This is a genomic window from Citrobacter sp. Cb023, assembly GCF_030336805.1.
GTDB classification, from domain to species: domain Bacteria; phylum Pseudomonadota; class Gammaproteobacteria; order Enterobacterales; family Enterobacteriaceae; genus Citrobacter; species Citrobacter braakii.
Genome location: NZ_JAOWCV010000030.1, coordinates 41,606 through 64,334 on the forward strand (window position 1 = coordinate 41,606; position 22,729 = coordinate 64,334).

Genomic DNA, 22,729 nt, shown 5'->3' on the forward strand with positions numbered 1-22,729 from the left:
GGATACGCTTCGCTTATCCGGCATCATGCTCACGAGAAATACTGCTGCAACAGCGGAGTGTCGTTTTCCTGACTGACGGGCGGCACGGCGCTAATCGGCTGGGTACGGAACGGGATCACCTGCGCGCGCCCGTCGGTTTTCACAATCTGATAGAACTGCGGCAGGTTAAAGTTGATGAAGCTGGAGCCGTAGGTAAAGCGATCGTGCGACGACGAGTAGAAACGGCTGACATCGCGTACCAGCTCCTCTTTGCTACCTTCGCAGTGGTGATACACCTCAGCCCGATTACTCTCATCCAGAATGTAGATATTAAAGCCCTGCTCATCACCCGTTTCTTCGAAAAAGAACTGAATGATCCCTTCGCTGGCAAAACCGTCAACCACTGACGGGAGTTTCACATGATTGGTCTCAACCTGAACGGAAAGCCCGTGCAGTTTGTTATGTGAAATCGCGCCATAAAATTCAATCGCGTTTTCCAGCTTCTGTACCGAGACATTCAGGCGCTCGAAGAACAGACCCCAAGTCTGACCGGAAACGCGCAGCGCTTTGAAGCGTCCGGTTTCCTGACGGGTGCTGGAGAGGCGCAACTCGATGCACTCAGACACCAGTTGCTGCACGCGGGTGCGAATTAAACCGCGCAGATGCTGGCTATAGCAGAAAACCTCGACGCTATCCGGCGGCGCGGCATCCTGGTGCATTTTGCCCAGAATCGTTTTTAACGCTTCAATCATCGCCTGCTCACCGTTGAAGTGCAGCGTACGCACTTCATTCCACGAGTTGCGGTACAGCAGGTCGACGCTACCCACCAGGCAATTTTGTTCTTCGCCAAAGCTGAAGACGTCCAGCTTACGGAAATCAAAATGTACCACCTGATTGCGAAATGCTGCCGTCGGGTCATATTCAAGGTTAACGATAATCGCCAGGTGGCGAATCTCGCACGGGCTATAGAGCGCCTTCGGCGTTGGCGCTGGCAATCGCAGCGGGAAGTGGTGCGACACGTCGGCGACCATTTCTTGCAGCTTCGGCAAATCAACAATGCCGTTGCCCTTAATAAATAAATGCGTACGCGAGGTCAGCAGGCCGTTGAACCAGGCCCACGCCACCAGTTTATTGAGGTAGCGGTTATATTCCAGCGGCTGATGGCTGATGATCGAGTCCATGTTAGGCGCGCGGTTATAGAGATACCAACCCGAACGGTTGGCACGGCCCGGCGGCACATGGATAAAGGTCAGATTCGGTTCCGAGAGATCCGGAGATATCTGCGGGTTCACCAGCGTTACTTTACCTGGTAATGCTTCAAACGCGGCATACAGCTTACGGGTCAGCACGCCGATATCCTGCGGGCTGGCGCTCACGCTGAGGTTATTTCGGCGGGCAAAACGGATCAGGTTACGATAGCTCTGCATCATCGCATCGAGCAGTTCGTTATGCGCTTCGCGTACCTGGTCAATCTTCCAGTTAGCGCGGTTATCCAGCATGGTCAGACGGGCGTCATCCCAGCCCCACTCTTTCACTAACTGACTTAATACTTCACGACGCCAGCCCACGCAGGCGCGCTCGCGGCTCAGTTTCTCACACACTTTTAAGTAGAAACATCGACGCACTAAATCCAGACGAGTCGGGTCTTCGATCGCCGTGAGGTACTCGGTAACGCGCTCCAGCATCATGCAGTAAGGGTCGAGACCAAAAGAGACGATCTCGCCATCGTGCAGGCGCTGTTTAATATCTTTCGCCAACAGGCGTGGATTGGGGTATTCCCAGGAATAAGCTTCCAGCAGCAGCGTTTTCAATACCGCTTTGTACGGGGAGTCGATACTCTTGTACAGCTGCCAGAGGCTGGCGCCAAAGTACTCTTCGGCGGAGAGCGAACTGAGTCCGCCGAGATCCAGCCATTCGTTTGGCGTTAACACCCCCTGTGCGTAAAGCGTCATGACGTAATCGTCGTAATGCTCTTCTTCGTCGCCCGGCACCATATTCCACAGAATACGTTTACCCGCGAGACGCACAGCGGTGCGATAGAATTCATCAAGCAGCAGGATATGCTGCGTCGAGCCACAGTCTTCACCACCCAAACTGCCGCTTTCATTGTGGCGGAAACGGTTTTCATCAATCAGGAAGAAGCTAACTTCCACGCCCAGCGAGGCGGCCCAGCTTTCCAGCAGGCTACATTTACGCTGCAGCAGCTGGCGCTCTTCGCTATCCAGCCAGGATTGATGGCAGACCCAAATATCAAGGTCAGAGGAACAGCTTTGCCCTACCGAAGAGGTGCTGCCCATTGAGTAAACGCCGGTGATAGGCAGTTCGCCCTTGGGAGGATCCTGCGGTGACATACCGCGGTACAGTTCCAGTTCGTTCAGGTAGTGGCGTTGGGTTTCATCAGGCGTGTAAAGGCATATGCCTTTGGGAACGTTACCATCAAGGTAACCCGGCATCAGCGGATGGTGGTAGTGCAATAATGTCGGCAGCAGACTGTATACCTGCTGGAAGGCAGGTCCCATGGCAGCAAGCGCGCGATCCACACGCAGTTGATTTATGGCATCCAGTCTCTGTTTCAGAGTCTCAATATAGAGGTACAAGACGTATCGCCTGATGTTGCTATCCGTCATGTTGTCGATTGCTGCGGCACAAGCGCTCACAATAATCGTCATCAATTCGGATAAACCGTATGTCAAAAATAACCGTTACCTGTTTTTTCGCCCATATTTTTATATGCTGTACAGCCGAAAAAATGGTCTAAAACGTGATCAATTTAACACCTTGCTCATTGACCGTAAAGAAAGATGCGCTACATACAAGTGTAGCACCGTTCGTTACGTGTAAATTCCTTCATACGGTCGGGAGGTTTCTCGTCATTATTCACTGCCAGTGATGATGCAGCGCCTTTTCCTCTCACTCACGTTTGAGCGTAACGCTGACATCCCTTTGATAAGGATGTTAGGATGGTCAATGATTGATAATGACGGTAACAAGCATGTTAGACAATGTTTTGAGAATTGCCACACGCCAAAGCCCCCTTGCGCTCTGGCAGGCACATTATGTCAAAGACGCCTTAATGGCAAACCACCCCGGTCTGATCGTGGAACTGGTTCCGATGGTAACCCGTGGCGATGTGATCCTTGATACCCCGCTGGCGAAAGTCGGGGGGAAAGGGTTGTTTGTTAAAGAGCTAGAAGTCGCGCTGCTGGAAAAACGCGCCGATATCGCCGTGCATTCCATGAAGGATGTGCCGGTTGAATTCCCTGACGGTCTTGGACTGGTCACCATTTGCGAGCGAGAGGATCCGCGTGATGCTTTCGTCTCAAATAAGTACAACACGCTGGATGAACTCCCGGCAGGCAGTATCGTCGGGACATCCAGTTTGCGTCGCCAGTGCCAGTTGGCAAAGCGTCGCCCGGATCTCGTCATCCGTTCACTGCGCGGTAACGTAGGTACGCGTCTGAGCAAACTGGATAACGGCGATTATGACGCCATTATTCTGGCGGTCGCCGGATTAAAACGTTTAGGTCTTGAGTCGCGAGTCCGCACCGCTCTGCCGCCGGAAGTCTCCCTACCCGCTGTCGGGCAAGGCGCAGTTGGCATAGAATGTCGACTGGATGATATGCGCACTCAGGCGCTGTTAGCGCCGCTCAACCATGAAGAGACGGCGCTGCGCGTCAAAGCCGAACGCGCCATGAATACCCGCCTGGAAGGGGGATGTCAGGTCCCTATCGGCAGTTATGCAGAACTCATTAACGGTGAGATTTGGCTGCGGGCGCTGGTCGGCGCGCCTGACGGTTCGCAGATGGTATGCGGAGAACGTCGCGGCGCCGCGCAGGAAGCTGAACAGATGGGCATCTCTCTGGCTGAAGAGCTGCTGGAGAACGGTGCGCGCACCATTCTGGCTGAAGTTTACAACGGAGAAGCCCCCGCATGAGTATTCTGGTCACCCGCCCGTCTCCCGCAGGGGAAGAGTTAGTGAGCCGTCTGCGCACACTGGGGCAGGTGGCCTGGAGCTTTCCGCTCATCGAGTTTTCGCCCGGTCGGGAACTGGCAACGCTTGCTTCCCGACTGTCGGCGCTGACGGAAAACGATCTGGTCTTCGCCCTCTCGCAGCACGCCGTCACCTTTGCAGATGCCGAGCTTCAGCAACAAGGGAAAAGCTGGCCCTCCCTTCCGCGTTATTTTGCCATTGGTCGCACAACGGCGCTGGCGCTGCATACCGTTAGCGGTTTCAATATTCACTACCCTCTGGATCGGGAAATTAGCGAAGTCTTGCTACAATTACCTGAATTACAAAATATTGCGGGAAAACGCGCGCTTATATTACGCGGCAATGGTGGCCGTGAGCTGATAGGTGAAACCCTGACAGCACGCGGAGCTGATGTCGATTTTTGTGAATGTTATCAACGCAGTGCAAAATATTACGATGGTGCAGAAGAAGCGATGCGCTGGCAATCTCGTGGTGTGACCACGGTGGTTGTCACCAGCGGAGAGATGCTACAACAGCTCTGGTCGCTCATTCCGCAGTGGTATCGTGAGCACTGGTTACTACGCTGTCGGCTGCTGGTCGTCAGTGAGCGTCTGGCGCACCTCGCCCGGGAACTGGGCTGGCAAGATATTAAGGTCGCTGATAACGCCGACAACGATGCGCTACTACGCGCATTACAATAACTCTCATAATGGGATGCCATAATGACGGAACAAGAAAAATCCTCCGCCGTGGTTGAAGAGACCAGGGAGGCCGTGGAAACCACGTCACAGCCAGTCAATACTGAAAAAAAGAGTAAGAACAGCACTGCGCTGATTCTGAGCGCTGTGGCGATTGCTATTGCGCTGGCTGCAGGCGTTGGGCTGTACGGTTGGGGGAAACAGCAGGCAACAACGCAGACAGCAACCAGCGATGCGCTGGCGAACCAGCTTACAGCGTTGCAAAAAGCGCAAGAAAGCCAAAAAGCTGAGCTGGAAGACATTATTAAACAGCAGGCAACGCAGCTGGATGAAGCCGCTCGCCAGCAAGCCGCGCTGGTCAAACAGCTTGACGAAGTCCAGCAAAAAGTCGCCACTATCTCCGGCAGCGATGCCGGGACGTGGCTGCTGGCGCAGGCTGATTTCTTGGTGAAACTGGCCGGTCGCAAATTATGGAGCGATCAGGACGTTACTACCGCTGCGGCGCTGCTGAAAAGCGCTGACGCCAGTCTGGCGGATATGAATGACCCAAGCCTGATTACCGCCCGTCGCGCGATTACCGACGATATCGCGAGCCTCTCTGCGGTGACTCAGGTCGACTATGACGGCATTATCCTGAAAGTGAATCAGCTCTCTAACCAGATTGATAACCTGCGTCTGGCCGACAACGACACCGACGATTCGCCGATGGATTCCGACAGCAGCGAGCTTTCCAGCTCGATCAGCGAATGGCGCGTCAATCTGCAAAAAAGCTGGCAGAACTTTATGGACAGCTTTATCACCGTTCGCCGTCGTGATGAAACCTCCGTCCCGCTGCTGGCACCGAACCAGGACGTTTACTTACGTGAAAATATCCGTTCTCGCCTGTTAGTGGCCGCCCAGGCCGTGCCGCGTCATCAGGAGGAAACATATCGCCAGGCGCTGGAAAACGTCTCCACCTGGGTGCGCGCCTACTACGACACCGACGATGCAGCCACCAAAGCTTTCCTTGAAGAGGTAGACCAACTGAGCCAACAAAGCATCAGCATGGACGTACCGGAAACGCTGCAGAGCCAGGCGCTTCTCGACAAGCTCATGCAGACCCGCGTACGTAATTTACTGGCACAGCCTGCCACAGCGCCGGTTGCAGCAGCTCCTGCGCCTTCAGCTGAAACTCCGGCAACTGCGCCGCAAGGAGAATAATGATGCTAAAAGTATTATTGCTCTTTGTGCTATTGATCGCCGGGATCGTTGTCGGTCCAATGATTGCCGGTCACCAGGGCTACGTACTGATCCAGACGGATAATTACAATATCGAAACCAGCGTGACGGGTCTGGTGATCATTCTGATCGTCGCAATGGTCGTCCTGTTTGCGATTGAATGGCTGCTGCGCCGAATTTTCCGCACTGGCGCGCATACCCGCGGATGGTTTGTCGGTCGGAAGCGTCGTCGCGCCCGTAAGCAGACCGAGCAGGCGCTGCTCAAGCTGGCAGAAGGCGATTATCAGCAGGTTGAAAAGCTGATGTCGAAAAACGCCGATCATGCAGAACAGCCGGTAGTGAATTACCTGCTGGCGGCAGAAGCTGCTCAACAGCGCGGTGACGAAGCTCGTGCCAACCAACACCTTGAGCGTGCTGCCGAACTGGCCGGAAATGATACGATCCCGGTAGAAATCACTCGCGTTCGCCTGCAGCTGGCACGTAATGAAAATCACGCCGCACGCCACAGCGTAGATAAACTGCTGGAAGTGACGCCACGTCATCCGGAAGTGCTGCGTCTGGCTGAACAGGCCTACATTCGTACCGGTGCATGGAGTTCGTTACTGGATATCATTCCATCCATGGCAAAAGCGCACGTGGGTGATGACGAGCACCGCGCGATGCTGGAACAGCAGGCATGGGTTGGTCTGATGGATCAGGTTCGCGCCGATCAGGGCAGCGAGGGGCTACGTGCATGGTGGAAAAACCAGAACCGTAAAACCCGTCACCAGGTTGCCCTGCAGGTAGCAATGGCTGAACATCTGATTGAGTGTGACGATCACGATACGGCGCAGCAGGTCATCATTGATGGTCTTAAACGCCAGTATGACGACCGCCTGGTGCTGCCGATCCCGCGTCTGAAAACCAACAACCCGGAACAGATAGAAAAAGTGTTGCGCCAGCAGATTAAAGCCGTCGGCGATCGCCCATTACTGTGGAGCACGCTGGGCCAGTCGCTAATGAAGCACGGCGAATGGCAGGAAGCCACGTTCGCCTTCCGTGCCGCTCTCAAACAGCGTCCAGATGCCTATGACTACGCCTGGCTTGCTGACGCGCTGGACAGACTGCATCAGCCGGAAGAAGCCGCCACCATGCGTCGTGATGGCCTGATGTTGACGCTGCAGAACAACAATCCCCCGCAGTAATTCCCTCTTGCCCGGTGACGCTTCGCTTACCGGGCCTACCGTTATTTCATATACACCAAATCATTCGAGATGCTTCGAGGCGACTTGAAGGATGAGGTGTATATGCATAAAAAAACGCCCGCTCTTTTGGAGCAGGCGTTAAACAGGTCTGTATGACAACATAAATGGGTGCTTCACTCAACGTTATGTCCATGGTGTTTGATGAGGCCAGAGCGACATCTGTCTGTGGACGATAAGCACCGTAAACGGCTCTGCATCATTCCTGAGTTTATGAGGCCAGATGGCGAACATAAGAGATGGAATGAGCATCTACCCGTATATTATTGCACAAGGCATGCCACGATTGCACTGCAAAAACAATGGAACCGGACTTTTTAAGACATCAGGAAATTCGGGGAAATAAAGGCTGAGAAGGGAAAATCAGAAAACAAAAAACCCCGCCGAAGCGGGGTTCAAAATTGGTCGGCGAGAGAGGATTCGAACCTCCGACCCACTGGTCCCAAACCAGTTGCGCTACCAAGCTGCGCTACTCGCCGTTTTACTGCTTTTTGAATTTTTAGTTCAATTCTTTAAGTCGTGGTGCGAGGGGGGGGACTCGAACCCCCACATCCTAAGGACACTAACACCTGAAGCTAGCGCGTCTACCAATTCCGCCACCTTCGCATTTCACAACTTTAAATTAATGGGGTGGCTAATGGGATTCGAACCCACGACAACTGGAATCACAATCCAGGGCTCTACCAACTGAGCTATAGCCACCACTGCAAATCTTTTACGCGGTATTAAAACCACCGCAGCTCCGGCACCCTACTAAATGGTGCGCCCGACAGGATTCGAACCTGAGACCTCTGCCTCCGGAGGGCAGCGCTCTATCCAGCTGAGCTACGGGCGCTTAGCGCCGTTGCGGGGCTGGATATTACGGAGGTCTCGGTCTGCTGTCTAGTGCTTTTTTAAAATAAATTATCGTTTGGTCATGGTTTGTGCGTTTTGTCGCTTATTCCTGCAATTTTTGGGCTGTGCCATGACGATTCAGGCCAAAAACCTTATAAATGAGCGTCACGGCCAGTAAGAAGAGAATGCCAACAAACAGCGACATTCGGGTATCTTCATTAAAGTACATGCCGATTAATACGCAAATCAGGAACGCCATCGTCAAATAGTTCGCCCACGGGAACAGAATCGAGCGGAAGGGATGACTGGCGATCGCCGCTTTATGCGCCTGACGGAAACGTATCTGGCTTATCAGGATCACAAACCACGGCACCATCCCCGGCAGCACGCTGGCGCTATAGACATAAACGAACACACGCTGCGGGTTGGGAATGATGTAGTTCAGGCACGAACCAACCAGCAGGATCGCGATAGAAATAGCCACGCCGGCAACCGGCACGCCCTGGCGCGAAACTTTTCCAACAGCGGCAGGTAGCTGGCGATTCTTTGCCAGCGCGTAAAGCATACGCCCACAGCTGTACATCCCACTGTTACAGCCCGACAGCGCCGCCGTCAGGACCACAAAGTTAATAATCCCTGCCGCGGCGGTAATACCAATCTTGGCAAAGGTGAGAACAAACGGGCTACCGTTACTGCCAATCTCATTCCACGGGAAAATAGTGACGATAACAAAAATCGCACCGACGTAGAAAATCAGAATACGCCACAGCACTTTCCCTACTGCACTACGCAGCGTGACCTGCGGATTCTTCGCTTCACCCGCAGTAATGCCGATCAGCTCCACGCCCTGGTAAGAAGCCACGACAATACACAATGCCGTCAGGAAGCCCTTCCAACCACCAGCAAAGAAGCCGCCGTGCTCAGTCAGGTTGCCAAAGCCGATCGCCTGACCGCCATTGCCTAAACCGAAGAAAATCACCCCTAATCCAATGACGATCATCACAATGATGGTGGTCACTTTAATCATGGCAAACCAGAACTCAATTTCACCATACAGACGAACCGCGGCGAGATTTGCCAACGCAACCAGTCCGACAGCAATCAGTGCGGGTATCCATTGTGCCATTTCCGGGAACCAGAACTGGACGTACACCCCGATGGCGGTAATCTCCGATATCCCCACCGCCATCCACATAAACCAGTATGACCAGGCGGTGAGATAACCAAAGAAGGGGCTCATATAACGATGGGCGTAAACAGCAAATGAACCGGCAACCGGCTCGAGGAATAACATCTCCCCCATAGAACGCATAATGAAAAAGACGAACAGCCCGGCGACAATGTATGCCAGCAGAACCGAAGGTCCCGCCCATTTCAGGGTACTAGCGGCCCCCATAAATAGCCCGACGCCAATTGTCCCCCCAAGGGCAATTAATTCGATGTGACGAGCCTCCAGCCCACGCTGTAGCTCAGGTTTGTTCTCGGCCATAAATCCTCTTGTTGTGTTTGCATACTGTCCGGTATTACCGGTTCTCGTTATGGGTACATCTTGTTATGCCATAACAGGCCATACGGCACCGACCGCTTAACGGTTGGCGTCAAAAACACCACGGCACTGCAATGATTGTTGCGAATGGTTTCCTAAAATCGCTTAAATGGCAATTAAAGCATTCAAAAAATAAATAGATTGTGCGAGAAAGCAGCGATTATGTTGTGAATAAGTAGCGTAATTAGCAGATCACGCTACTTATCAGAGGAGAGAGGGCGTCAGAGGTTGCCGGTATAGTGCCAGCGGAGATAGCGTAATAAGCGAAGTTGACGAGTAATACGGCTTGGCTGCGACAATAAGCGATACAGCCACTCCAGCCCCAGAGTCTGCCAGATTCGCGGCGCACGCTTAACGTGACCGGTAAAGACGTCGTAGGTCCCACCGACGCCCATATACAGCGCTTCAGGGTGAGTCTTCCGGCAGTCACGCATAAAGATCTCTTGTTTCGGCGAGCCCATCGCCACCGTCACAATCTGCGCACCGCTGTCGTGGATACGTTCAAACAACGCCTGACGCTGGTCCGGGGTAAAATAACCGTCCTGACTGCCTACAATGTTCACGCGCCACTGGGCACGCAGTTTGGCTTCCGTTTGCGCCAGAACTTCAGGCTTGCCACCAATCAGGAAGACAGGCGTTCCTTCCTGCCCGGCTCGCGCCATAAGCGCTTCCCAAAGATCAGCCCCTGCCACGCGTGAAACCTGCGCCTGCGGGAATTTTTTGCGCACTGAGCGCACCACGCTAATCCCATCCGCATATTTGAACTCAGCGGCGTTGATCAGATCCCGCACTTCAGGGTTATCTTCTGCCGTCAGCATCTTCTCAGCGTTGATTGCCACCAGCGTTCCTGACCTGAGATGTCCCTCGGCAAACAGGTAATTTAGCGCATGCTGCATATCGCGCCAGCCAATCAATTGTAGCCCGCGCAGCGAGTAGAGTGGCGCAGTTGTGTTATCTGTCATTACGATCCTTCAATCTGTGTCCGGGGCAGCGATTTGATTCGTTTATGGATGAGTCCCGCACTATCGAATAGCCAAAACAGCAGTTTTGCCACCAGCAGACACACGCCGAAAATCACGAGGAAAAAGACCACTCGCGAGACAAACGAATCCAGCCCTTCACGTGCCAACACGATCATATTGAAAATAGCGCCAAAACAGAAACTGTGCAGAATCGCCGCCTTGTAGCGATTGGTTTCGCGGTTGCCTAACTCATACAGCCAGTCAAACCACTTGATGATGAGTCCAACGACAATCGCGCCTAACGGGATAAACAGCGCCCCGCCCATCACCACCAGTGAACCAATTAACGTCGGCGAAATCGCCAGACCTGAGTGGTTGTTCAACACTTCCCAGGTAAAGTAGTTCGCTGAGTTGAGGACGATACTCGGCCGCCCAGGCCACAGCCAGGAGGGGATAAAGACGTAGAAGTCACGGACAATCGGCGCCAGCCCCTGAAACTCAATATTGTGGTAATTTTGCAGCAACAGCGCCAGATTCTCCCACGGCGAGAAGGTGTCGCGCGTGAGGTACAGGAAAGTATAAAACGCCTCGTCGCCGCTAACGTTCATCCCATAGCGCTTCAGCGCCAACCAGAACATCCCGACGATACCCAGCACGCCCGCGGCGGCCAGCATCCACAGCGAAATCCAGCCGCGAATGATGCCGATAAACAAGAAGATGGCAAACGCAATGATGATATTGGCGCGCGTCCCGCCAACAATCATATAGGTCAGCAAACCAAACGCGACGGTACTCACCAGGAAGAATAACCACGCTTTGCTGTCCTGACGCAGGAAATAGACCACCAGCATTGCCGGAATGAAGAAGTAGAAGAAACGCTTCAGAGCGACCCCAGAGACTTCACTGGAAAAAATTTGGCTGTAGGATTGCAGTCTGAACAGCAGGAATCCGTTGTGCATAAAGAAGACGCCCACGCTCACCAATGCAATCGCCATCAGGATAACCCAGGTCAAATGCGCTTCAACGCGATTGATGGTAAATAGCGGCCTGCGTGGCTTATCCTCGACTCGCTTGCGAAGGCGGGTTTTATACGTCACGTAGTAGACGGCATAGAAACAGGCGGCTGACAGCAAGGCCTGCAGCAGGATCTCCGGCGGAGCAACTGCCACATCAAAACGGAACACCAGTATGCTGGTCAACGGGAATCCGAAGAAGAACGTCAGCAAAAACAGCAGTGAGAAGAAAACATTGAAGTTAAAACGCACGCGGCGGAATTCAAACCAGGTCAGCGTGGCGATAAACAAGGTGGAGAGCAGCCATACCACCAGCAGACCGCTAAATTGCATCAGGCTCATACGGTTTCTCCTGAAGCAATACGCAACGCGTTGTGCCACGGCTGCAGATAATTCGGGCTAAAGAAGGTGATTGAATTTTTATCTACCGATGCCAACTGGCGCTGCGCTTCGCGTACGACGCCTTCATTGAGCTCATCAGTGGTAAATAACACCGGGAGATTCTGTTCCACCATATCCTGCCAGAAGGGATTTTCACGGTTGAGCACGCACGGGATACCGGCCTGAATCAGTAAACACAGGGTACCGATCCCCTGCTGACGGGCAAAAATAAAGTAACCCAAATCACACTGACGTAATAATGTCAGATAGGCATCAAATTCCAGCTTTTCACTTAAAATTTGCAGATTCTCAGCGCTAAACAATGCCAGGCCGGCCTGACGAACCTCGTCGATATAAGCCACATTATTGGCGGGGTACCCCATCGGTACAATCACATTCACCGTGTCGCCGAACTGCTGATGGACGGCGCGGAGCGCGGCAATATGCTCATTGCTGCGATCGCCAGAGTTGCCAACCAGCACCGTCATCTTGCCGCTGCGCTGACACGCGTTGCTCATATTATTGAGCGAGGGATCCATCCGCGTTGGGAAATAGAGCAACTCGCCACGCACGCGCGGATGCTGTTCGGCGAAATAGCTCAAATCACCCCGCGTGGCAAATACGCAGCCCACGCGATTCTGCGCCATACGGCGAATGGGGTAAAACAGGCGAAATTTCAGTCCACTGGAGACTTCATATAAATCCGCGCCCCAGATATGCCAGTAAAACTGCTCCGGTTTAATTCCCCCGCTCAGCAGCGCTAACCACAGGCTGGTGTTGAACTGACCGTGGAAGAAAAAACGCTGTTGGCGATCCGCTTTTGCTTTCGCGATAACCGCTTCAGCCAGCGCCTTTTTCCCACCATAGAAGCTTAGCGATAACGCCGGGCAGTTCTCACTGAATCCGGCATCCTGACCTGCAACCATAAACGTGCGCGCGTGCTCGCTCATCGCGGCCAGCGAGTCGTTGAAAAACCGCAGCACGGTTTGGTTATGGTGAGGGATATCCGATCCCAGAACGTGAATCAGTACAGTCATACCCGCCTACGCCAGAGTAAAAACACGCCACAACAAAGAGAGAAATAGACAATGTACGTTGCCATGTAAGCCTGTGCCGCGCCCAGCGCACCATGTGCAGGGATCAGCCAATGTGCAAACGCCATCAATAACATGAACTGGCTAATTTCTGCCAAGATATAAAACCGTAGCGACGCTTTCGCGATCACCAGATAACCAAAAACATAGGCGCCGACTTTCAGCACATCACCGACCAGTTGCCAGGCGAACAGGTCGCGCATGGCGGTGAATTTAGCGGAGAAAAGCAGCCAGATAGCAAAATCGCGCAGTAGCCAGACGGTAAAGCTTGCGGCAGCAACCGCCGGCAGCACGAATTTCAACGACTTGATCACTTCGCGTGTAATGTCGCGCTTTTCAGTCAAACGCGACAACGTCGGCAGCAAGTAAACGCTGAATGAGGCGGTGATAAATTGCAGATAAGCATCGGAGATACTGCTCACCCCCTGCCAGATCCCCACATCATCCCAGCTGTACTGCGCCGCCAACAGGTTTCGCATCATCACGTATGCCACTGGCAGCGTTACGGAGGTAATCAGCGCCATCAGCGTAAACTTGCTTAACTGCCCTGCCAGACCGTTATCCCACGAGGGTTTCAGGTAATGCAGGGGGATAGTCCCACGCTTAATCAGCATTATCGCGGCAGGTATAACGACCAGCGCAGGTACCAGCGCCAGGCCCAGCAAGGCGCCTTCATACCCTCCCAGGCGATAACAGCCATAATAAGCCGCTACACCCACCAGGCTCCCCACAATCAACGACAGCGCGTTACCCGCCGCATCGCGGAAGCCCTTCATCAGCGCCAGCAGCAGGTTCGCCCAGGCAATGCCCATCTGCACCAGCGCAACCAGTCGAACCAGCCCCTGATAATGAGTATGACCAAATAATCCCTGACTGATAGGTGCGGCCGCCAGCAAAAAAATCACCGCCATCAGCGTAGAGAATCCCAGCACCATCGCGGAAGATGTTCCGACCACCTTACGGAGCCGGGCCGGATCGTCATGATGCTGCGCAACGTATTTCGTGACGCCATTGAAAATGCCGGCCCCCGCCAACACGCCAAGCACGGTGACCATCTGGCGGAAGTTACCCGCCTGCCCCACGCCTGCCGGGCCAAACGACACCGCCAGCAACTTCACAACCAGCAAACCTGCGCCAATTTTTACCAGCGTACTGGCCGCCGTCCATAAGGACGCTTTTGCAAGCGACATATCAGGCGAAGTAGTTGAGTAAGGTCGTAATGACTGTTCGCTGGTTCACCGGCGACAGATTGTAGAACAGCGGTAAACGCAGCAGGCGTTCGCTCTCTTTGGTGGTGTAACAATCAACACCGGCAAACACGCCGAATTTATCCCCAGCCGGGCAATCATGCAGCGGGATATAGTGGAACACCGCCATAATTTCAGCTTCTTTCAGGAAGTTAATCAACGCCGTGCGATCGTCGATATCACGCAGTTTGATGTAAAACATATGGGCATTCTGTACGCAACCCTCCGGTATCGAAGGCAGCTCAATACGCCCGGCACGCGCCAGCGGTTCCAGGGCATCGTAATACTTTTGCCACAGCGCCAGACGCTGCTGGTTAATACGATCAGCCGCTTCCAACTGCGCCCACAGATAAGCCGCCTGCAGATCGGACATCAAATAGCTGGAACCGATATCACGCCAGGTATACTTATCTACCTGGCCGCGGAAAAACTGACTACGGTTAGTCCCTTTTTCACGGATGATTTCTGCACGCTCGACTAATTTTTTATCATTAATCAGCGTCGCTCCACCTTCCCCGCCTGCGGTATAGTTTTTGGTCTCATGGAAGCTAAAGCAGCCGATGTGACCAATCGTACCCAGCGCACGCCCCTTGTAGGTCGACATGACGCCCTGGGCGGCATCTTCCACCACATACAGGTTATGTTTAGTGGCCAGCCCCATGATGGTATCCATTTCGCAGGCCACGCCCGCGTAATGTACCGGCACAATAGCGCGGGTTTTATCGGTGATCGCCGCTTCAATCAGCGTTTCGTCAATGTTCATGGTATCCGGGCGAATATCAACAAAGACGATTTTCGCGCCGCGCAACACGAAGGCATTGGCCGTCGAGACAAACGTGTAGCTCGGCATAATGACTTCATCGCCAGGCTGGATGTCCAGCAACAATGCCGCCATCTCAAGCGATGCGGTGCAGGAAGGCGTCAGCAGCACTTTCTCGCTGCCAAAATGCTGCTCCAGCCACTGCTGACAGCGACGGGTAAAGCCACCGTCACCACACAGTTTGCCGCTATTCATCGCAGACTGCATGTAATCGAGTTCAGTTCCCACCACCGGCGGTGCATTAAATGGAATCATCGTGTCACCTGTATAACCAATACGCGGTGCTTTCCACATTCGCACCACTGTGTATATAACGTTTAAGCGCGGCGGTGTTACCCATTTGGGTCGCCACGCGCAATGTTGTTTTACCGCGGGCCTGTGCCCAACAAAGCGCGGCCTGCATCAGTTCTGCACCCGCACCACGCCCGGCCAGCAGGCCAATTCTCGCCTCGGTCGCATTCAGTTCACGCAGCGAGACATAGCCACGAATCTCACCAGTCGGTTTACGAAAAATGAGGCATTGATGATCAAACGTCCCCAGCACCGCGTTTTCAATCCACTGTGCGTAGAAACGCGCGCTGGCATCTTCGGCATACCACGGGGCGCGAAAACGGCTTTGCGCAAATGCCTGTCCTGCCAGATGGCGTAATACCGGGATATCCGTAGGTTGCGCGACCTGCGCACCGGGGTCGCCGCTGGCACACGTTACCGGCAGTACAAAATCGACTTCACCTTCTACCAGTGAGAAGCCCAAATGCTGCAGAGCATCTAATTCATGGCTATTTGCGGCAAGTATTTTTGCTTGTACACGCGACCAGGGCAGCAACGCATCCGCAGTTAGAACCGGTGCGCGTTGGTCAAAACGGACAATGGCGCTATTCACGCCAAAGAACGTATTTTCCCAGCTAAGCGGCTCAATACTGGCGCGGACGAGCACGGAGCAGCTCCAGCAGGTATTGACCATAACCCGTTTTGGCCAGTGAACTGGCGGCACGCTTCACGCCTTCGTCATCCAGCCAGCCGTTACGCCAGGCGATTTCTTCCAGACAGGCTATTTTAAAGCCCTGGCGTTTCTCCACCGTCTGCACAAAAGTGCTTGCTTCGATCAAACTGTCATGCGTACCGGTATCCAGCCAGGCAAAGCCACGCCCAAGCAATTCAACCGTCAGATGTCCGTCATCAAGATACATCTGGTTGATAGACGTAATCTCCAGCTCCCCACGCTCAGAAGGTTTCACGCGTTTCGCGTATTCCACCACTTTGCTGTCATAAAAATAGAGCCCTGTCACCGCCCAATTAGATTTCGGCGCTTTCGGCTTCTCTTCCAGAGAGACTGCGCGAAAATTGTCATCAAACTCAACAACACCAAAACGTTCAGGGTCCATGACCTGATAGCCAAACACCGTCGCGCCTTGCGTTCTGGCGGCCACATGACGCAGTTTTGGACTGAATCCTTGACCAAAGAAGATGTTGTCCCCTAACACCAGGCATGATGGTTCACCGTTAAGAAACGTTTCACCGATAATAAAAGCCTGCGCTAATCCATCCGGGCTCGGTTGCTCAGCATAGTGCAGTTCAATGCCAAACTCAGAACCATCGCCCAGCAAACGCTGGAAATAGCCTTTATCTTCCGGAGTGGTGATAATCAGGATTTCGCGAATTCCCGCCAGCATCAGTACCGATAGCGGGTAGTAAATCATCGGCTTATCGTAAATGGGCAATAGTTGCTTCGATACGCCCCGCGTAATGGGATACAGGCGAGTACCTGAGCCACCCGCCAGAATGATACCTTTCATGCGTTGTCTCCTCCGCAAAACCAGGCGGTTAGCCCTTCAGACCTAAACGTTCGCCCTGGTAACTGCCGTCCTGCACGGGTTTCCACCATGCCTGATTATCCAGATACCACTGCACGGTTTTGCGCATTCCACTTTCAAACGTTTCCTGCGGCATCCACCCGAGTTCACGCGCAATTTTTGAAGCGTCAATGGCGTAACGCAAATCATGGCCTGGGCGATCGTCCACAAAAGCGATCAAGTCGCGGTACTGCGCGATGCCCTGCGGTTTATGCGGAGCCAGCTCTTCCAACAGGCTGCAAACCGTTTCGACAACATCCAGGTTTTTACGCTCGTTATGGCCACCAATATTATAGGTTTCCCCAACCGTGCCCGTCGTCGCCACGCAATAGAGCGCCCTGGCGTGATCTTCTACATACAACCAGTCACGGATCTGTTGACCATTGCCGTATACCGGCAACGGTTTGCCCGCCAGTGCGTTGAGGATCATCAGCGGAATCAGTTTTTCCGGGAAATGGTACGGACCATAGTTATTGGAACAGTTGGTAATCAGCGTTGGCAGGCCGTAGGTACGCAGCCAGGCGCGAACCAGATGATCGCTGCTGGCTTTCGACGCGGAATAAGGGCTGCTCGGCGCATACGGCGTGGTTTCGGTGAAGAAATCATCTGTGGAATGGAGATCGCCATACACCTCGTCAGTCGAGATATGGTGGAAACGAAACGCCAATTTTTCCTCGCTGGCTAATGTACTCCAGTAAGCGCGCGCTGCTTCCAACAGCGTGTAGGTTCCCACAATGTTGGTTTCGATAAAGGCGGCCGGACCATCAATTGAACGATCGACATGGCTTTCTGCAGCCAGATGCATCACGCAGTCCGGCTGATATTGTTCAAACACCTTGTCGAGCGATGCCCGATCGCAAATATCCACTTTCTCAAAGGCAAAACGGGAATTCTGCGCAACCGGCTCCAGCGACATCAGGTTTCCTGCGTAGGTCAGCTTATCGACCACAACCACCGCATCCTCGGTATCATGAATGATATGTCGCACAACCGCCGAGCCGATAAATCCCGCTCCACCGGTAACCAGAATTCGTTTCATTAGCGCCAGACCCCTTTGGTATCAACGATGTACTGCTGTTGAACCGCATCGCCTTTGATGGCTTTAAATTCATTATGGTCAACCAACATGACCAACACATCAGCACGTGCCAGAGCATCGTCCAGCGTCGCCAGTTGGCAAAGACCATCCAGTTTTTTCGGCAGTTGATGGATGTTCGGTTCCACCACCAGCACTTCGCCTTTGTGCCATTGCGCAATATTCTGCGCAATTCCCATCGCCGGGCTTTCACGCAAATCGTCAATATTGGGTTTGAATGCCAGACCAAAACAGGCAATTTTCACTTCGCTAGCCCGTTTGTTGGTATCCGCCAGACAGTCGGCTACGGCAGCCTTTACCCGATCGACCACCCAATGCGGTTTACCATCGTTTACCTCACGTGCAGTACGGATCAATTTCGCCTGCTGCGGGTTCTGCGCCACGATAAACCACGGATCGACCGCGATACAGTGTCCACCTACGCCAGGGCCGGGCTGCAAAATATTCACGCGTGGATGGCGGTTTGCCAGCCGAATCAGTTCCCAGACGTTGATCCCCTGATCGGCGCAAATCAGCGACAGTTCGTTGGCGAAGGCGATATTGACATCGCGAAAGCTATTTTCCGTCAGCTTACACATTTCTGCGGTTCGGGCGTTGGTTACCACACATTCGCCTTCGAGAAAGATGTTGTACAGCTCGCTGGCGCGCGCGGAACAGACGGAGGTCATTCCTCCAATCACCCGATCGTTTTTAATCAGTTCGACCATTACCTGACCCGGCAGTACGCGCTCTGGGCAATAAGCAATGTTAACGTCCGCCTGTTCACCGACCTGCTGCGGGAAAGTCAGGTCAGCCCGCATTTCTGCAAGCCATGCGGCCATCTGTTCAGTTGCCCCGACAGGTGAGGTGGATTCCAGAATCACCAATGCGCCTTTTTTCAAAACTGGCGCAATAGATTTCGCCGCGGCTTCTACGTAGACCATATCGGGTTCATGATCTCCCTTGAACGGGGTAGGCACCGCAATCAGATACGCATCAGCATCTACGGGTGTCGCGCTCGCACGTAAAAACCCATTTTCGACCGCCGTTTTCACCACCGCCCCCAGATCGGGCTCAACGATGTGAATTTCACCGCGATTAATGGTATCCACCGCATGTTGATTTATATCTACGCCAATTACGTGTTTTTGACGGGAAGCAAAGGCAGCCGCCGTTGGCAGTCCGATATAACCCAGCCCAATGACAGAAATGGTCGTAAAACTCATAGCGATATCCGATTATTTTTTAATGCATCTAAAATGCGGTCACATGCCAGCCCGTCTCCATACGGATTATGGGCGCGGCTCATGATCTGATATTCATTGTCGTCATGCAGCAAACGAGTGACTTCTTCAACAATCCGCTGTGGGTCTGTACCTACCAGACGTACAGTCCCTGCGGTAATAGCTTCCGGGCGCTCCGTTGTTTCACGCATCACCAGCACAGGTTTCCCCAGAGACGGCGCTTCTTCCTGAATCCCGCCGGAATCAGTAAGGATCAACCAGGCGTGATTCATCAGCCATACGAATGGCAGGTAGTCCTGCGGTTCAATCAACACCACATTTTCAACGTGACCCAGGATGCGATTGACCGGCTCACTGACGTTAGGGTTCAGGTGTACCGGATAGACAATCTGCACATTTTGGTTAGACGCGGCTATTTCCGCCAGGGCATGACAGATTTGCTCAAAACCGCGACCGAAGCTTTCCCGACGATGACCGGTCACCAGGATCATCTTTTTATCAGCATCCAGGAAAGGATAACGTTCGGCCAGATCCGCACGCAGCGTCTCATTTCCCAGTACGCGATCCCGAACCCAGATCAACGCGTCAATAACCGTATTACCCGTGACGAAAATACGATCATCAGGGATAGCTTCTCGTAACAGATTTTGGCGCGAGTTTTCTGTTGGGGCAAAATGATACATTGCCAGACGCCCGGTCAGCGTACGATTAGCCTCTTCCGGCCATGGTGAATAGAGATCGCCTGTACGTAAACCAGCCTCGACATGCCCCACCGGGATGCGCTGATAGAACGCGGCCAGACTGGTAGCAATCGTGGTTGTGGTATCACCATGAACCAACACCACATCGGGTTTGAATTCAGCCAAAATAGGCTTTAACCCTTCCAGGATGCGGCAGGTTATTTCTGTTAGTCCCTGACCTGGCTGCATAATATTGAGATCGTAGTCAGGTACAATGGAAAAAAGATTCAACACCTGATCGAGCATCTCCCGATGCTGCGCCGTAACGCAAACTTTCGCCTCAAAATCAGGATCTTTTTCCAGCGCATGAACCAGAGGAGCCATCTTAATGGCCTCCGGTCGCGTACCAAATACAGTCAGTACTTTCACATCGATTCTCTTCGGATTGGCAGCGAGGGCCCAGCCCCTCACTGCAACGGCATTGCTAAATCGTACGGCGACGGGTTAACGCGACACCAGCACCGATCAGAGCCCCAACGATACCCCACATAATCATCAGGAAGGCGCGACGAGGGCTGTCACGTTTTACCGGCTCTTCCGGCGTTCTCAAATAACGATAGGTCTGAAAACGCGGATCTAAAGTTGGTCCAACGTTCAGGGTGTTCAGCATTGCCCTGTTCTGGAAATAGTCCAGATCGAAATCCGGACCAATTGACTGCAGATTCTCAAGTCGCGCCTGCAACATAGGACGTCCGAGTAAGAACAATTCTGAATCCGGTAATTCATCAGCTGGAACATCTGTGGAAGTACGCGAAATATTATGCTGCTCAGCAATTTTAAGCGCTTGTTCAATGCTGTGGACGCGGCGAGAGAAAATGGATTTTGCCACTTCTTCCTGACGTTTGACCTGCGCTTTCATCTGCACAGTGCGTGCGGCCCATGCGCCTTTTAACTCATCGTTCAGATGACGTGCCGCGCGTTGGCTGGCAAACGCGACGTACTGGCGCAGCAAATTGTTGGCATCAGGAGCCGTCTCGGCAATCAGCTTCACGCTGTCATTGGTATTACGCAGCGCATCGCCAGGTAAAAACTGAATGTTATTGATCAGTTCATCCAGCATCGCCGCATCGGCTTTACTATTACCGACCATACGCTGCTTATAGTAATCAGTCTGCTGCCAGAATTCTCGGCGTGTATCCCAGGAGGCAAGCTGCATAATGAATTCTTTATAGGCCTCATCCATTACTGACGGTTGGTCCGTGGACGCAAGACTGGCCTTAATATCCAGGTTGCGTAAAAACTGTTGTTGAGAGTAAAAGCCACCCAACATATTGACCGTTGGCCTGTCAGTAATCGCCGTGGCGCTCCACTCCTGACGCGCAAAAAACGTATAGGCGAGGGCCGCTATCGCGAAGGCGAGAGCCATACCGACGATCCACACCTTCCCTGACCACAAGGTACGAAACAACCCACGGATATCCAGTTCATTTTCAGCGCTCACGGCGTCTTCCCCCGGTAATGGTTGTCTCATCGCATCCTCAATTTACTTGGTTAAGTTTGGTTTGCCTTCACGAATTCTTCGCAATCTGCGCTTCACTCGCTTGATAAATCTCGCTACCTTCCAGGCACGCTTGATACAGTAACCGTAGAGGCCAAAGGCCAGTAAAAAAAGCAACAACATGGCCCATTCAGGGACTAAGCGAAAATATTCAGCCAACACGCCGATAGACGCCAGTACCGCCGCAGCCAGCGTAATCAGAACAAATGCTTGTCGGGAAGTAAACCCTGCCCGCATCACCAAATGATGTATGTGTTGACGATCCGCGGAGAAAGGGCTCATGCCTTTTCGCAAACGTCGGTACATGATTGCCACCATATCCATCAATGGAATGGCAATAATCCACAGTGCAGTTACCGGGCTAATGGGGTGAGTTTTGCCCTGCGTAGTCTCCAGCAGGATCCAAATAATGGTGAAGCCAATCAGTGTACTGCCCGCGTCACCCATAAAAACTTTATAGCGACGTCCAAGGATGCCCAGATTTAGCAGGATATAAGGCAGAATGGCGGCGATCATGGCAAAACACCAGATAGCCAGACTCGTCTGACCATCAAACCACAAAATGAATCCCATCGCCGCAAATGAAACGCTGGACAACCCACCTAGCAGACCATCAATCCCATCCACCATATTGAAGGCGTTTATTGCCGCCCAGACGGCAAACAGCGTGAGTAAATAGCCGAACGGACCGAGCACCATCTCCCAGGGGCCAAAAATATACCCAAGGCTAAGAAGATAGAGTTTGCCAACCGACATCATAATAATGCCGATCGCGGCCTGGATAATCGCACGGATTTTTACACTGATATCAAAGCGATCGTCTAACGCGCCGACCAAAACTAATACACCAGCACAGGCCAGAAAGAGAGAAGCATGCGGGATGTAGTAGTCAGCAATGGCAAACGTAAAACATACACCTGCGTAAGCCGAAATCCCTCCAACCAACGGAATCAATCCCTGATGCCGTTTACGGAAGTTGGGTTTATCCACTAAACCAATCTTTTTTGCGACCTTGCGGGCAAAGAAAAGAAACAGTGTTGTGAATAAGAAAATACTGATGAGATCAGTGCTTACTGTCAGTAAATTCACAATGCATGCTCTCAGAGAATATTAATAGCAGAAGTATAACCACGAAGACCTATATTCAGAAGGGAAACCCGACTTCATACCCAATGGTTTTGTATAATTATCAACCACAAGAAACAGATTACGAATCTTTTTCTACTTGTTGGTACTTCATACCGTATTATCGTTATTGTGTCGTTAAGATTACAGCCACAAAAGCAAAACGCCACGTAAAAACGTGGCGTTTTCGG

At 52.8% G+C, this 22,729-nt stretch carries 18 protein-coding genes and 4 tRNA genes; 4 read left to right on the forward strand and 18 right to left on the reverse strand.

The window, feature by feature from the left end:
• Positions 1-29: 29 nt before the first annotated feature.
• Complete coding sequence (cyaA, locus tag OGW44_RS05960) at positions 30-2,576, reverse strand: class I adenylate cyclase (RefSeq protein WP_019078435.1); 2,547 nt, start codon at positions 2,574-2,576, stop codon at positions 30-32.
• A 395-nt stretch (positions 2,577-2,971) separates the two neighbouring features.
• Between cyaA and hemC the strand changes: the two genes are divergently transcribed.
• The 4 genes from hemC to hemY are packed head-to-tail and all read left to right on the forward strand — an operon-like array spanning position 2,972 to position 7,049.
• A complete protein-coding gene (gene hemC / locus OGW44_RS05965; RefSeq protein ID WP_016157846.1) occupies positions 2,972-3,913 on the forward strand; it encodes a hydroxymethylbilane synthase in 942 nt (313 codons plus the stop codon).
• Entirely contained in the window at positions 3,910-4,650 is a 741-nt protein-coding gene (hemD, locus tag OGW44_RS05970) for a uroporphyrinogen-III synthase (RefSeq protein ID WP_016155122.1), read from the forward strand. Before hemC ends, hemD begins: the two co-directional genes overlap by 4 nt.
• A 21-nt stretch (positions 4,651-4,671) precedes the next feature.
• Positions 4,672-5,847, forward strand: coding sequence for a uroporphyrinogen-III C-methyltransferase (hemX, locus tag OGW44_RS05975; RefSeq protein WP_049040597.1), 1,176 nt, complete (start codon positions 4,672-4,674; stop codon positions 5,845-5,847).
• Between the two features lie 2 nt (positions 5,848-5,849).
• Positions 5,850-7,049 (forward strand): protoheme IX biogenesis protein HemY, encoded by a 1,200-nt coding sequence (gene hemY / locus OGW44_RS05980; RefSeq protein WP_016155120.1) that lies wholly within the window; start codon positions 5,850-5,852, stop codon positions 7,047-7,049.
• 459 nt (positions 7,050-7,508) lie between these two features.
• On the opposite strand, the gene OGW44_RS05985 is transcribed toward hemY, so the two are convergent.
• From OGW44_RS05985 to wecA, 17 genes are all read right to left on the reverse strand, one after another.
• Positions 7,509-7,585: transfer RNA gene (locus tag OGW44_RS05985), tRNA-Pro, on the reverse strand.
• Positions 7,586-7,626: 41 nt separating this feature from the next.
• A tRNA-Leu gene (locus OGW44_RS05990) sits at positions 7,627-7,712 on the reverse strand.
• Between the two features lie 20 nt (positions 7,713-7,732).
• A tRNA-His gene (locus OGW44_RS05995) sits at positions 7,733-7,808 on the reverse strand.
• 56 nt (positions 7,809-7,864) lie between these two features.
• Positions 7,865-7,941, reverse strand: a tRNA-Arg gene (locus OGW44_RS06000).
• A 102-nt stretch (positions 7,942-8,043) separates the two neighbouring features.
• Complete coding sequence (gene thrP, locus OGW44_RS06005) at positions 8,044-9,429, reverse strand: bifunctional threonine/serine APC transporter ThrP (protein WP_185655123.1); 1,386 nt, start codon at positions 9,427-9,429, stop codon at positions 8,044-8,046.
• 278 nt (positions 9,430-9,707) lie between these two features.
• The gene (gene wecG, locus OGW44_RS06010; RefSeq protein WP_185655122.1) at positions 9,708-10,448 is read right to left on the reverse strand and encodes a lipopolysaccharide N-acetylmannosaminouronosyltransferase; all 741 of its coding nucleotides are present in this window, start codon (positions 10,446-10,448) and stop codon (positions 9,708-9,710) included.
• Positions 10,448-11,803, reverse strand: coding sequence for an ECA oligosaccharide polymerase (gene wzyE, locus OGW44_RS06015; RefSeq protein ID WP_016155117.1), 1,356 nt, complete (start codon positions 11,801-11,803; stop codon positions 10,448-10,450). Before wzyE ends, wecG begins: the two co-directional genes overlap by 1 nt.
• The gene (locus OGW44_RS06020; protein ID WP_185655121.1) at positions 11,800-12,879 is read right to left on the reverse strand and encodes a TDP-N-acetylfucosamine:lipid II N-acetylfucosaminyltransferase; all 1,080 of its coding nucleotides are present in this window, start codon (positions 12,877-12,879) and stop codon (positions 11,800-11,802) included. Before OGW44_RS06020 ends, wzyE begins: the two co-directional genes overlap by 4 nt.
• Positions 12,876-14,126, reverse strand: a complete 1,251-nt coding sequence (gene wzxE, locus OGW44_RS06025; protein WP_149382555.1) for a lipid III flippase WzxE — start codon at positions 14,124-14,126, stop codon at positions 12,876-12,878. The genes OGW44_RS06020 and wzxE overlap by 4 nt, the downstream gene beginning before the upstream one ends.
• Before the next feature lies 1 nt (position 14,127).
• Positions 14,128-15,258: a dTDP-4-amino-4,6-dideoxygalactose transaminase gene (rffA, locus tag OGW44_RS06030; protein WP_131380396.1), complete on the reverse strand. Its 1,131-nt coding sequence runs from the start codon at positions 15,256-15,258 to the stop codon at positions 14,128-14,130.
• A gap of 4 nt (positions 15,259-15,262) precedes the next feature.
• The gene (gene rffC / locus OGW44_RS06035) at positions 15,263-15,940 is read right to left on the reverse strand and encodes a dTDP-4-amino-4,6-dideoxy-D-galactose acyltransferase (RefSeq protein WP_047358754.1); all 678 of its coding nucleotides are present in this window, start codon (positions 15,938-15,940) and stop codon (positions 15,263-15,265) included.
• On the reverse strand, positions 15,918-16,799 hold the full coding sequence (gene rfbA, locus OGW44_RS06040) for a glucose-1-phosphate thymidylyltransferase RfbA (protein ID WP_016155112.1): 882 nt from the start codon (positions 16,797-16,799) through the stop codon (positions 15,918-15,920). Before rfbA ends, rffC begins: the two co-directional genes overlap by 23 nt.
• Positions 16,800-16,827: 28 nt before the next feature.
• Positions 16,828-17,895, reverse strand: a complete 1,068-nt coding sequence (rffG, locus tag OGW44_RS06045; RefSeq protein WP_185655120.1) for a dTDP-glucose 4,6-dehydratase — start codon at positions 17,893-17,895, stop codon at positions 16,828-16,830.
• Positions 17,895-19,157: a UDP-N-acetyl-D-mannosamine dehydrogenase gene (gene wecC / locus OGW44_RS06050; protein WP_047416514.1), complete on the reverse strand. Its 1,263-nt coding sequence runs from the start codon at positions 19,155-19,157 to the stop codon at positions 17,895-17,897. Before wecC ends, rffG begins: the two co-directional genes overlap by 1 nt.
• Complete coding sequence (wecB, locus tag OGW44_RS06055) at positions 19,154-20,284, reverse strand: non-hydrolyzing UDP-N-acetylglucosamine 2-epimerase (protein ID WP_029139774.1); 1,131 nt, start codon at positions 20,282-20,284, stop codon at positions 19,154-19,156. Before wecB ends, wecC begins: the two co-directional genes overlap by 4 nt.
• A 55-nt stretch (positions 20,285-20,339) precedes the next feature.
• Positions 20,340-21,386, reverse strand: coding sequence for an ECA polysaccharide chain length modulation protein (gene wzzE, locus OGW44_RS06060; RefSeq protein ID WP_016155108.1), 1,047 nt, complete (start codon positions 21,384-21,386; stop codon positions 20,340-20,342).
• A 12-nt stretch (positions 21,387-21,398) separates the two neighbouring features.
• A complete protein-coding gene (gene wecA, locus OGW44_RS06065) occupies positions 21,399-22,502 on the reverse strand; it encodes a UDP-N-acetylglucosamine--undecaprenyl-phosphate N-acetylglucosaminephosphotransferase (RefSeq protein ID WP_016155107.1) in 1,104 nt (367 codons plus the stop codon).
• Between the last annotated feature and the right edge of the window lie 227 nt (positions 22,503-22,729).